This window comes from Pseudomonas sp. H3_D04, assembly GCF_054669175.1.
Window position 1 is genome coordinate 5,200,499 of sequence record NZ_CP162801.1, and the last position, 11,787, is coordinate 5,212,285.

The window sequence follows — 11,787 nt, forward strand, 5'->3', positions numbered from 1 at the left end:
ACAAATTTCAACAATCAAATAACGATCCGCAAGCACTGGCCTGCGTGATACAGCGAGAAACCGGCCTCGTACAAACAACTGCGCAAACCCACCCCGGCCAATGGCTGCATGGGGGCAAAGGGAATGGGTAGCGCCTCAGGATTTCCGTTACACAGATAATCGGCAAAGGCTTTGCCGACCACCGTCCCCGTTGTCACGCCCCGGCCGTTGTAACCGGTGACTGCCACTAAACCGGGCGCCGGCTCGAACAAACGCATCAAATGGTCCGGGGTAAACGCGATGCAACCGGTCCAGGTGCATTCCCATTCCACGGGTTTGAGGTAGGGGAAATAGTGCTGCTGCACCCGATCGGCCCAGGCCTTGAGGAACCAGGCCGGTTTCTGATTGCCGTTACCGAGGCTGCCCAGCAACAGACGGCCGTCTTTGTCGCGACGAATACTGCTCAGTACCTGGCGCGTGTCCCAGGAACCCTGCCCGCCGGGCAGAATTTGCTGCGCGGCGTCTTCAGTCAGCGGGACCGACGCCACTTGATAGTAATAACCGGGGAAGAAATTGCGCCGCAACTCCGTCCAGTCACCTTCGGTATAAGCGTTGGAGGCGATGACCACTTGCTCGGCGAGCACTGATCCCTGAGCGGTTTGCACCGACCAGCGTTGGCCCTGACGTTCGAGTCGGGTCACCGGAGAATGATCGAACAGTTGGCCCCCGAGGCTGATGGCCGCTTTGGCCAGCCCCGTGGTGTAAGCCATCGGATTGATCGTGCCGGCACGCTTGTCGAGCAGCGCGGCAGCAATCTTTTTTGTACCCGTCGCTTGTTCGCAGGATTGCCCGGTCAGCAGTTCGACCGGTGCTCCGCGACGTTTCCATTGTTCTTCGCGACTGCGCAGATCGGCTTCGCCACGGGCGTTGTGCGCCATGTGCAGCGTGCCTTCGCGGCGTAACTGGCAATCGATGTTGTATTTGTCGACCAGGCTGAACACCAGCGATGGCGCTGCACCCAGCATGCGATTGAGCTGACTGCCCACCGCTTCGCCGAACCCGGCTTCGATCTCGTCCGGTGGAATCCACATCCCGGCGTTGACCAGACCGACGTTGCGCCCCGAACCGCCGTGACCGGCGCGATGGGCTTCGAGCACGCAGACCTTTTTACCTTTTTCAAGTAGATGCACCGCCGCCGACAGGCCGGTGAAACCGGCGCCAATGACGCAGACATCGACGGTAACTTCGCCCTTGAGCGCGGCATTGTCGGGCCTTTGCGGCGTCAGTTTTTCCCACAGACACTCTTCGCGTAACGGCATTGCCAGACTCCAACAGAAACCTAACCAACACACAGTTCAAAATGTAGGAGTGAGCCTGCTCGCGATAGCGATTTAACATTCAACATCTATGTTGACTGATAGACCGCAATCGCGAGCAGGCTCACTCCTACAGGGGATCACTGTTCGACTCGAGGATCAGTCGAACGTAATACCCTGCGCCAACGGCAACTCCAGCGAGTAGTTCACGGTGTTGGTCTGGCGGCGCATGTAGCCGCGCCATGCATCGGAGCCCGACTCACGCCCACCACCGGTTTCTTTCTCGCCACCGAACGCGCCGCCAATTTCCGCACCGCTCGGGCCGATGTTGACGTTGGCGATGCCGCAGTCGCTGCCCACCGCCGACATGAACTGTTCGGCTTCACGCACGTCGGTGGTGAAGATGCACGAGGACAGGCCTTGTGGCACCGAGTTGTTCAGACGCAGCGCTTCGTCGAAGTCCTTGTAACCGACCACGTACAAGATCGGTGCGAAGGTTTCATTGCAGACCACATCGCTCTGCTCCGGCATTTCAACGATGGCCGGCGAGACGTAATAAGCGTTCGGGTATTTGTCTTCCAGCTGGCGTTCGCCGCCAAACACCCGGCCGCCTTCGCTCAGGGCTTGTTCCAGCGCGTCCTGCATGTTTTCGAAACTGTTTTTATCGATCAGCGGACCGATCAGGTTGCCCTCGAGCGGATTGCCGATGCGGACCTTGGAATAGGCAGCCTTGAGGCGAGTGACGATTTCTTCCTTCACCGACTCATGGGCAATCAGGCGACGCAACGTGGTGCAACGCTGACCGGCGGTGCCGACGGCGCTGAACAGGATGGCGCGGACGGCCATGTCCAGGTCGGCGCTTGGGGCGAGGATCATGGCGTTGTTGCCGCCCAGCTCCAGAATGCTGCGGGCGAAACGGGCGGCGATTTTCGGCGCCACTTCACGGCCCATGCGGGTGCTGCCAGTGGCGCTGATCAGCGCGACACGCGGGTCATCGACCAGCGCTTCGCCGGCATCGCGGCCGCCGATGATCACTTGGCTGAGGTGTGGAGGTGCGTCGCTGAAGTTCTTCAGTACGCGGTCAAACAGCGCCTGGCAGGCCAGTGCGGTCAGTGGGGTTTTCTCGGACGGTTTCCAGATCACCGGGTTGCCGCAGACCAGCGCCAGCGTGGTGTTCCAGGCCCAGACCGCAACCGGGAAGTTGAAGGCGCTGATGACGCCGACGACGCCCAGCGGGTGCCAGGTTTCGCGCATGTGGTGGCCAGGACGCTCGGACGCGATGGTCAAGCCGTACAGCTGACGGGACAGGCCGACGGCGAAATCGCAGATGTCGATCATTTCCTGAACTTCACCCAGGCCTTCCTGTGTGATCTTGCCCGCTTCCCAGGACACCAGCTCGCCGAGGTCGGCCTTGTATTCGCGCAGGATGTCGCCCAGTTGACGCACCAGTTCGCCACGGCGCGGGGCCGGGACCTTGCGCCACAATTCGAACGCATGATCTGCACGACTGATGTGCTGCTCGACTTCAGCGGCGCCTTCCCAGTTCACGGCAGCGATCCGGCTGCCATCGATCGGCGAATGCACCGGCACTTTGCCGTTCTGGTACAGGGCCGGGTTCACACCAAGACGATCAAGCAATGCGGCAACCATGGGTCACTCCTCGAGCAAAAAACAGAAAACGTACAGCCGGACATTCACGGCTGATCAGACCTGTAGTTTTAGCTCCCCGGAGGTTACCCAACAAACGACCTTTAAGAGAGATATCATTCCGTTTATTCATGCTTTGAATTGCTGGCAGTAAAAGAAACAAGAAAAAGGACCGTCCATGCTGAATAAACGCTATTTGCCGTCGATCACCGCACTGCAGTGTTTCGAGGCCGTGACCCGGCATTTGAGCTTCACCCGGGCCGCCGAAGAGCTGAACCTGACCCAGAGCGCCGTCAGCAAACAGGTCGCGCAACTCGAAGAGTTGTTGCAGCACTTGCTGTTCCGCCGGGTGCGCCGACGTCTGCAAATGACCCCGGCCGGTGATTTGTACCTGGTGGAAGTACGAAAAATCCTCACCCAGGTCGAGATGTCGACCCATTACCTACGTTCCTACGGCGGCGAAACCGAAGTCTTGCGGGTTTCGACGCCGCCGACCTTCGGTGCGCGCTGGCTGGTGCCACGCCTGAAAGGCTGGCGCCTGCGCCATCCATCAATCCATCTGGACCTGTGCAGCGAACAGGAAGCCGACGATTTGCTGCAAGGTCGCAGCGACCTGGCGTTCTACTTCGGCCAAGGCTCGCGGCCCGGCACCGAATGCCTGAAGCTGTTTGGCGAGGAGCTGGTGCCGGTCTGCGCGCCGGGCAGCCTGCCGGACACGCCGTTCACCGACCCTACGCAGCTCGCTGACCTCGTCCTGCTGCAAAACGCCTCGCGGCCCCAGGCCTGGCACGACTGGTTCGACAGTCAGGGCTACCACACCGAACACAGCTACCACGGCCCGCGCTTCGAAACGTTTTATATGTGCATCCGCGCCGCCCAGGTCGGCTGCGGCGTGGCGCTATTGCCAAGGTTTTTGGTGGAAGAAGAGTTGGCGGACGGCAAACTGGTTATCCCCTGGAAACACGCGATGCCAAGCACGGATGCCTATTACCTGGCGTATCCCGAGCACTCGGCGGAAGTGCCCAAGGTGCGCGATTTTGTGAAGTGGATGCTGGAGCAGATCGACAGCCCGGATGCGCCGTAGATTTGAAGCCCCGGCTAATTCTTGTGGCGAGGGAGCTTGCTCCCGTTGGGCTGCGCAGCAGTCCTGTATTGGGGGCGCTTCGCACCCCAGCAGGAGCAAGCTCCCTCGCCACAAGGATATGCACTGTCTAAAAAATCGCTGGCAATAACTGCCTCTGATATGCGCCACTAGCCCCATTCATAGAAACAGCTGAAACGTCGCGACCACAGGCCGCGGCCCGCCTGGAGAACCCCGTTATGAGCGAGAGCGTGTTTGGCGATCGCATTGTGCAGAACCTGCTCGACACCGATTTCTACAAACTGACGATGATGCAGGCGGTGCTGCACAACTACCCGAACGTGGAAGTCGAATGGGAGTTCCGTTGCCGTAACAGTGAGGATCTGCGCCCGTATCTGGCAGAAATCCGCTTCCAGATCGAACGCCTGGCCGAGTTGAGCCTGAGCGCCGACCAGTTGAGCTTCATGGAACGCATCAGCTTCATGAAGCCGGATTTCCTGCGCTTTCTCGGGCTGTTCCGCTTCAACCTGCGTTACGTCCACACGGGTATCGAAAACGGCGAGCTGTTCATTCGCCTGCGCGGGCCGTGGTTGCATGTGATTCTGTTTGAAGTACCGCTGCTTTCCATCGTCAGCGAAGTGCGCAACCGCTATCGCTACCGCGAAATTGTTCTGGAACAGGCTCGCGAGCAGCTCTACCGCAAGTTCGACTGGTTGACCGCCAACGCCAGCAGCGACGAATTGTCCGAACTGCAGGTAGCCGATTTCGGCACACGCCGTCGTTTCTCGTTCCGCGTGCAGGAAGAAGTGGTGAACGTGCTCAAGCACGATTTCCCCGGGCGTTTCGTCGGCACCAGCAACGTGCATCTGTCACGGGAACTGGACATGAAACCTTTGGGCACCATGGCCCACGAATGGATCATGGCGCACCAGCAACTCGGTCCCCGACTGATCGACAGCCAGATTGCCGCCCTCGATTGCTGGGTGCGCGAGTATCGGGGGCTGCTGGGGATCGCCCTGACCGACTGCATCACCATGGATGCCTTTCTCAACGACTTCGACCTGTTCTTTGCCAAGCTCTTCGACGGCCTGCGCCATGACTCCGGCGATCCGGTGATCTGGGCAGAAAAGGCGATCGCCCACTATCAAAAGCTGGGCATCGACCCGATGAGCAAGACCCTGACGTTCTCCGACAGCCTGACGCTGCCAAAATCCCTGGAAATATTTCGGGCGTTGCGCGGTCGGATTAATGTCAGCTTCGGGATCGGCACCAACCTGACGTGCGATATTCCGGGTGTCGAACCGATGAGCATCGTGCTTAAAATGGCGGCCTGCAACGGCCAGCCCGTGGCAAAGATTTCCGATGAGCCTGGCAAGACTCACTGCAAAGACCCGAATTTCGTCGCCTATTTGCGACACGTTTTCAAAGTACCTGCCGCCCTTTCCAGCACATCTGGCACCACTAGCAAGGAGTGAATTCATGCAAGCCGTACAGCGTGAGATTGCTGAGCAGCTCAAGGTTCAGCCGCCATTCGCCGACCACGCAGCCCTCGAGGCCGAAGTCGCCCGGCGGGTCAGCTTCATCCAGGATTGCCTGGTCAATTCCGGGCTCAAGACCCTGGTGCTCGGCATCAGCGGCGGCGTCGACTCGCTGACCGCCGGCCTGCTGGCCCAACGCGCCATGCGTGAGTTGCGCGAGCAAACCAGCGACAAAAGCTACAAGTTCATCGCCGTGCGCCTGCCTTATGAAACCCAGTTCGATGAACACGATGCCCAGGCCTCGGTGGATTTCATCGCCCCGGACGAACGTCACACCGTGAACATCGGCCCGGCGGTGAAAGCCCTGGCCAATGAAGTGGCGGCCTTCGAAGGCAAGCACGCCGTCTCGGTGGATTTCGTGCTCGGCAACACCAAGGCGCGGATGCGCATGGTCGCCCAGTACACCATCGCCGGCGCGGCGCACGGGCTGGTCATCGGTACCGACCACGCGGCGGAAGCGGTGATGGGTTTCTTCACCAAGTTCGGTGATGGCGCCTGCGACCTCGCCCCGTTGAGTGGCCTGGTGAAAAACCAGGTTCGAGACATCGCCCGCAGTTTCGGCGCGCCGGAATCGCTGGTGGAAAAAATCCCGACCGCCGACCTTGAAGACCTGTCGCCGGGCAAACCCGACGAAGCGTCCCACGGCGTGACCTATGCCGAAATCGACGCGTTCCTGCACGGCCAGCCGGTGCGTGAGGAAGCGTTCAGGATTATTTGCGATACGTATAAAAAGACCCATCACAAGCGCGTGATGCCGTTCGCGCCTTGAAGCTGCGGCGCCTGTACTGACGCCATCGCGAGCAGGCTCGCTCCCACAAGGACAACACTGTACCTGTGGGGCGAGCCGGCTCCGGGCGGCGTTCCGACGATGATTGATGACCCGGCCTTTCGTCAGGCACAAAAAAAAGCGTCCCAATCGGGACGCTTTTTTTATGTACTCGAATCGATTACTTCAGGGTAACCGTACCTTTCATCATCGAGATGTGGCCCGGGAACGAGCAGAAGAAACCGTACTTCTCGTTAGCATCGAGCTTCGACACGTCGAAGGTCACCGAGTCGGTTTCCTTGGCACCTATGATTTTGGTGTGGGCGATGACGCGTGCATCACCTTCCGGCAGGTAGTTCTTGTCGATGCCTGCGGCCAAGCCAGCGGTGGCGATCGGCTGCATGTCAGCCTCTTTGCTCAGCACCCAGTTATGGCCCATGACGTTTTTCGGCAGGCTGCCGGAGTGAGTCAGTTCGACGGTGAAGGTCTTGCAGCTTTTGTCGATTTCAATGGCCTTGGTGTTGAAGGACATTTGATCGGTGGAGTCGACAGTGACCTTGCATTCAGCAGCCATCAGTTGGCTGCTGGCCAGTGTCAGCAGGGATACCGCAACAAGTTTGGCAAACATGGTGAATCTCCAAGGCAGGGGTTAACAAAAGTGCGAATGGACAGAAGACTGCCTGAAAACTGCGCAAGTTCCTATGACCTGAATCAAAAATTGTATACAACTTTCGGGCTATGACACCTATCGAAACAATCTACCAGCCAGACGTCTGGCCCGGCCCTATCATCAGGCCGTCATCCCTGATCTGGAGCGCCTGTCATGTCATTTAACAGCCTGTTGCGCAGTTTGCTCGCCGCTTATGCCTGTGGCGCCAGCGGCACCTACGAAACACCTGAACGCGAAGTTTAGACCTTGGAGCGCCGCCCGCCTGCCTTTACTCTATGGCCATCCTGACCGTGGAGTAAGGCATGTCTTTAGCGTCCGTTTGTGTATTTTGCGGTGCCAGCACCGGCACCAGTCCGGCTTATCGTGAAGCGGCTGTCGCCCTCGGGCGAGCACTGGCCGAGCGCAAGCTGACCCTGGTTTATGGCGGCGGTGCCGTCGGGCTGATGGGCATCGTCGCCGATGCGGCACTGGCGGCCGGCGGCGAAGTGATCGGAATCATTCCGCAAAGCCTCAAAGACAAGGAAATCGGCCACAGCGGCCTGACTCGTCTGGAAGTGGTCGACGGCATGCATGCGCGAAAGGCGCGAATGGCCGAGCTCAGCGATGCCTTCATCGCGCTGCCCGGAGGCCTGGGCACCCTGGAAGAATTGTTCGAAGTCTGGACCTGGGGCCAGCTCGGCTACCATGGCAAACCGCTCGGGTTGCTGGAAGTGAACGGTTTCTATAGCAAATTGACCGGTTTTCTTGATCATATCGTCGGCGAAGGCTTCGTTCGCGAAGCGCACCGTGACATGCTGCAAGTGAGCGAATCGCCGCAAACCCTGATCGATGCGCTGGACGCTTGGCAGCCGACAGTGGTGCCCAAATGGACAGAGCAAAAACCCAGCTAACGGCTCGGTCCCGATACAGGGCAGAATATGCGCCGCTCAACCTCACCTTCGACCCCAGAGGATCGCCCATGGCTAAACCTAATTATTCCTTCGCCAAACGTCAGAGAGACTTGGCCAAGGAGCAGAAGAAAGAGGAAAAGCTTCAGCGCAAGAAAGCTACAGCTGAAGAAGAAGCAGCAGCACTGAACCCGGATGCCGAAGGCGAAGTGGCTACAGACGAAACTGAAGCACCGAAAGATCAGGCGCCCGACGCCTGAGACCCTCAGGGCCCGATGATCTGATCAGGCCCACCGGATCTGTGTCCAGGGTCAGCAGTTCCTTGCTGACCCTCACAGGCCAATCTGAAACACCCCATCCCGAACTGACTTACACCACCCCTTGTAGGAGCGAGCCTGCTCGCGATTGCGGTGTGTCATTCAACATTCATATCGACTGACACACCGCAATCGCGAGCAGGCTCGCTCCTACAGGGGATTTTGTTAGTCCAGGGGCATCACGGTGACGCGGACCTCGGGGTCGTGATTGCCGCCCCCCAGAATCACCCCACGCAACGGCGACACATCGGAAAAATCCCGTCCCCAGGCCAGGGTGATGTGCTCCAGCGCCGGTTGCACATTGTTGGTCGGATCAAAATCCACCCAGCCCAGCACCGGGCAAAACACCGAAACCCAGGCATGCGAGGCATCGGCGCCGATCAGTCGTGGCTGGCCGGGCGGTGGTTGGGTCAGCAGGTAGCCGCTGATGTAACGCGCCGCCAGTCCACGGGAACGCACGCAAGCGAGCATCAGGTGCGCGAAGTCCTGACAGACCCCGCGCCGACGCTCCAGCACCTCCACCAGCGGCGTTGCCACTTGAGTCGCCTCGGCGTCGAAGGTGAATTCGCTGAAAATCTTCTCCATCAACGCCTGGACGCCCAGCAACAAAGGCTGTCCCGGTGGAAAACAGCTTTCCGAGAATTCGACAAAGTTGCGCTTCAGATGCACATAGGGCGATTCAAACCGGTAACGGCACGCTTCCAGTAAATCTGTAGAAAGCGGCTGACTGCTGTAGGTCAGCGCATTGCGGGTTTCTTCCCACGCGGGGGATTGATTGAAATCCAGCGTTGGCCGGGCCAGCACCTCGACCGTAAGCCGGGCGTTGACCAGCAATTCATCATGCGGCCGCTCAAACGCCAACCGGGTGAGCGGATTGCCAAACACATCCAATTCATCCCGGCGTGAGGTCGGGTCGGGACTGATCTGCAAGTGTTGTTCGATGCAGCGTTGCCAGGCACAGGCCCGTGGCCACAGGTGCGCGAGTTGCTGGGCCAGGGACACCGGGCTGTCGTAGTGATAATGGGTGTCGTGGAGAATCTGGTAACGGGCGCTCATCAGACGGACACCGTGCGCTGGCTGACATCATCGACATGGGCGAAATGGCGCAAGGCCAGACGATCCGACACTTGCCCGCTGGCATCGGCGATCTCTTGCAGCAGATCGGCCAGACCGTTGATGGCGGCGCGAACGCTGGCTTCGCCGAACAACGAATTCTCCAGGCAACCCAGATCGAACCGCGCCAGGCGCTCCACCAGTTGCGGCAGACCGGCTTCGCGAGGCACGCCAAAATCATCGTTCAAGCGTTTCAGGGTGCGGGTCACCAGTTTTAACTGGAACAGCACCGCATGAGGGTTTTGCTCGTCGAGTAGCAAAAGATCGAGCACCGGAATCAACTGTGCCACCGCCAGGTACCGCGAGCGGTATGTGATGCTGCTGTTGCCCAGTTCCAGCAGCCATTCCAGCCCAGCCTGATCGAAGGCACCGGCACCGCGCAGAAACGCCGCCAGGCTGGCGCTGAGAAATTGCAGACGCTCGATCCGCCGACCGATCATCAGAAAACGCCAGCCTTCATCCCGGGTCATGTCGTCCAGGGCAAAACCGGACAGTGCCGCCAGGGACATCACCAGCCGGTTGAGGAAATCCAGTAACTCACCGAAATCCGGCTCTTCGGTTTCCAGCTCCATGGCTTCGCGCTGCAATTCCACCAGCGCCTGCCAGTTTTCCCGCGAGAGCTTGCCGCGCACTTGCGAGGCGGCCCACTGCAAGCGCTGCAAATTGGAGCGCAGGCTGAAGGGCCAATCATCGCCGAGTAACGCCGCCAACAACCGCTCGGGCAACTCTCCTTCGTCTGGCAACAGATTGAGGCGCTCGCCGAGGTCGACCGCCGCTTCCAGGGCCTGCGGGTCATCGCCATCGACGTAGCGCGCCAGCATGATCCGCAGCAATCGCGCGCTGTCATCACAGCGTTCGCAATAGCGGCCAAACCAGAACAGGTTCTCGACCACCCGCGACGGCAGGTACGGATCGCGCCGAACCAGGTCATGCACACCGATCGTGCGCTGGGTTTTCCATTGCTCGCCGCTCGGCGGACGATCCCCCAGTACCCAGGTGTCCTTACTCGCACCGCCGCGCTGCATCGACACCACTTCCGCATCCGCTTCGGCGGCCACCCGGGTCAATCCGCCCGGCAACACCCGATAACCGTCTTGACTGGCCACCGCATACATACGCATCCCAATGGCTCGCGGTTGCAGCTGACCGTCCTCGGCCTGCCAGATCGGTGCCTGGGACAATTGCGCCAACTCTTGCGCAACATACGCATAAGGCCGCGCCTGCATGCGCTCAGCCAAGGCCTGACGCTGTTTTTCACTCAAATCGCGGCCAAATACAGGGGCGAAGCTTTGCGACGGGAAGGCGGGTTTGATCAGCAATTCCGGCAGTTTCTCCAGCGCCTGGGCCAGCACCGGCGCTTCGCCACACCACCACGTCGCAATGGACGGAAGGATCAGTTCTTCGCCGAACAGGAATTGATTGATCTTCGGCAAAAAGCCGAGCAACCCCGGCGACTCGAGTACTCCGCTGCCGAGGGCATTGGCCACCAGCACGCGCCCCTGCCGCACGGCTTCGAGCAAGCCCGGCACACCGAGTGCCGAGTCGGTACGCAGTTCCAGCGGATCGCAGAAGTCATCGTCGAGCCGACGCATGATCGCGTGAACCCGACGCAGGCCACTGAGGGTCTTCAGGTAGACCGTGGCATCGCGCACCGTGAGGTCGCCGCCTTCCACCAGTGGATAACCGAGCTGGCGCGCCAGATAGAGATGTTCGAAATAGCTTTCGTTGAAACGCCCCGGCGTCAGCAGCACGATCAGTGGCGCGTCTTCATCGTTTGGCGCCTGGCGGACGAGGGTTTCCTGGAGTGTGCGGAAGAACCCGGCCAGGTGCTGCACCTTCAGGTCGCGATACAACTCGGGAAAGGCTCGGGACACGATGGTGCGGTTTTCCAGCGCATAACCGGCACCGGAAGGCGCTTGAGTCCGGTCCGCCGTCACCCACCAACGACCGTCCGGCGTTCGCGCCAGATCCACGGCGTACAAATGCAGAAAAGCCCCGTCCGGCGGCGTAATACCCTGACAGGGCCAGAGGAAATTGTTGTGGCCAAATACCAGTTCCGCCGGCAACAGCCCTTCGGCAATCAATCGCTGCGGGCCATAAAGGTCTGCCAGCACGGCGTTCAACAGCCGAGCTCGCTGGGCAATCCCGGCCGATAACTGCTGCCACTCATCTGCCGCAATCACATGCGGCAGCAGGTCAAGCTCCCACGGCCGATCCGCGCCCTTGGGGTCGGCGTAGACGTTGTAGGTCACGCCGTTTTCCTGGATCTGCCGGGTCAACAAAGCCTGACGCTGCACCAATTGCGCTGGCGTGCTGCGTTGCAATTGGTCGAACAACCGGCGCCAGTGCGGGCGCACGGCGCCGCTGTCGTCGAGCAGTTCGTGATAAGTGCCCGCCGTCAGCGGGTAGCGGTCAAGCAGGTCAGGCATGGAAAGCTCGGCAGACAGCAAAGAACGGTCAGACTAACGCAGGC

Annotated in this window: 10 protein-coding genes; 5 read left to right on the forward strand and 5 right to left on the reverse strand. The window is 60.0% G+C overall.

Going from position 1 to position 11,787, the window contains the following annotated elements:
- Window positions 1-14: 14 nt before the first annotated feature.
- Both amaA and amaB read right to left on the reverse strand, forming a co-directional pair.
- Window positions 15-1,298 (reverse strand): L-pipecolate oxidase, encoded by a 1,284-nt coding sequence (gene amaA, locus AB4N91_RS24015; RefSeq protein ID WP_010464152.1) that lies wholly within the window; start codon window positions 1,296-1,298, stop codon window positions 15-17.
- A 156-nt stretch (window positions 1,299-1,454) separates the two neighbouring features.
- Window positions 1,455-2,945, reverse strand: coding sequence for an L-piperidine-6-carboxylate dehydrogenase (amaB, locus tag AB4N91_RS24020; RefSeq protein WP_010464154.1), 1,491 nt, complete (start codon window positions 2,943-2,945; stop codon window positions 1,455-1,457).
- Window positions 2,946-3,120: 175 nt separating this feature from the next.
- Here amaB and AB4N91_RS24025 point away from each other — a divergent pair, with 175 nt between their 5' ends.
- The 3 genes from AB4N91_RS24025 to nadE all read left to right on the forward strand — a co-directional run bounded on the left by AB4N91_RS24025 (window position 3,121) and on the right by nadE (window position 6,330).
- Window positions 3,121-4,026 (forward strand): LysR family transcriptional regulator, encoded by a 906-nt coding sequence (locus tag AB4N91_RS24025; RefSeq protein ID WP_083375171.1) that lies wholly within the window; start codon window positions 3,121-3,123, stop codon window positions 4,024-4,026.
- Window positions 4,027-4,262: 236 nt separating this feature from the next.
- Window positions 4,263-5,498, forward strand: coding sequence for a nicotinate phosphoribosyltransferase (pncB, locus tag AB4N91_RS24030; protein WP_010464157.1), 1,236 nt, complete (start codon window positions 4,263-4,265; stop codon window positions 5,496-5,498).
- 4 nt (window positions 5,499-5,502) lie between these two features.
- Window positions 5,503-6,330: an ammonia-dependent NAD(+) synthetase gene (gene nadE / locus AB4N91_RS24035; protein ID WP_010464159.1), complete on the forward strand. Its 828-nt coding sequence runs from the start codon at window positions 5,503-5,505 to the stop codon at window positions 6,328-6,330.
- A 178-nt stretch (window positions 6,331-6,508) separates the two neighbouring features.
- Here the strand turns inward: nadE and azu are convergent, their stop codons facing one another.
- A complete protein-coding gene (azu, locus tag AB4N91_RS24040) occupies window positions 6,509-6,955 on the reverse strand; it encodes an azurin (RefSeq protein WP_010464166.1) in 447 nt (148 codons plus the stop codon).
- A 344-nt stretch (window positions 6,956-7,299) separates the two neighbouring features.
- Between azu and AB4N91_RS24045 the strand changes: the two genes are divergently transcribed.
- Window positions 7,300-7,887 (forward strand): LOG family protein, encoded by a 588-nt coding sequence (locus AB4N91_RS24045; RefSeq protein WP_010464168.1) that lies wholly within the window; start codon window positions 7,300-7,302, stop codon window positions 7,885-7,887.
- Between the two features lie 68 nt (window positions 7,888-7,955).
- Window positions 7,956-8,144, forward strand: coding sequence for a hypothetical protein (locus AB4N91_RS24050; RefSeq protein ID WP_007947526.1), 189 nt, complete (start codon window positions 7,956-7,958; stop codon window positions 8,142-8,144).
- 222 nt (window positions 8,145-8,366) lie between these two features.
- Here the strand turns inward: AB4N91_RS24050 and AB4N91_RS24055 are convergent, their stop codons facing one another.
- Together AB4N91_RS24055 and AB4N91_RS24060 are read right to left on the reverse strand one after the other, a co-directional pair.
- Entirely contained in the window at window positions 8,367-9,257 is an 891-nt protein-coding gene (locus AB4N91_RS24055; RefSeq protein ID WP_460111831.1) for a transglutaminase family protein, read from the reverse strand.
- Window positions 9,257-11,743 carry a circularly permuted type 2 ATP-grasp protein gene (locus AB4N91_RS24060; RefSeq protein ID WP_010464173.1) on the reverse strand — a complete coding sequence of 829 codons (2,487 nt, stop codon included), beginning with the start codon at window positions 11,741-11,743 and terminating at the stop codon, window positions 9,257-9,259. Before AB4N91_RS24060 ends, AB4N91_RS24055 begins: the two co-directional genes overlap by 1 nt.
- Between the last annotated feature and the right edge of the window lie 44 nt (window positions 11,744-11,787).

Bases quoted from the DNA above. Each gene is read 5' to 3' on its own strand.
- AB4N91_RS24045 (WP_010464168.1), top strand. From the start codon at position 7,300: ATGTCTTTAGCGTCCGTTTGTGTATTTTGCGGTGCCAGCACCGGCACC.
- AB4N91_RS24050 (WP_007947526.1), top strand. From the start codon at position 7,956: ATGGCTAAACCTAATTATTCCTTCGCCAAACGTCAGAGAGACTTGGCC.
- amaB (WP_010464154.1), bottom strand. From the start codon at position 2,945: ATGGTTGCCGCATTGCTTGATCGTCTTGGTGTGAACCCGGCCCTGTAC.
- nadE (WP_010464159.1), top strand. From the start codon at position 5,503: ATGCAAGCCGTACAGCGTGAGATTGCTGAGCAGCTCAAGGTTCAGCCG.
- AB4N91_RS24060 (WP_010464173.1), bottom strand. From the start codon at position 11,743: ATGCCTGACCTGCTTGACCGCTACCCGCTGACGGCGGGCACTTATCAC.
- amaA (WP_010464152.1), bottom strand. From the start codon at position 1,298: ATGCCGTTACGCGAAGAGTGTCTGTGGGAAAAACTGACGCCGCAAAGG.
- azu (WP_010464166.1), bottom strand. From the start codon at position 6,955: ATGTTTGCCAAACTTGTTGCGGTATCCCTGCTGACACTGGCCAGCAGC.
- pncB (WP_010464157.1), top strand. From the start codon at position 4,263: ATGAGCGAGAGCGTGTTTGGCGATCGCATTGTGCAGAACCTGCTCGAC.
- AB4N91_RS24055 (WP_460111831.1), bottom strand. From the start codon at position 9,257: ATGAGCGCCCGTTACCAGATTCTCCACGACACCCATTATCACTACGAC.
- AB4N91_RS24025 (WP_083375171.1), top strand. From the start codon at position 3,121: ATGCTGAATAAACGCTATTTGCCGTCGATCACCGCACTGCAGTGTTTC.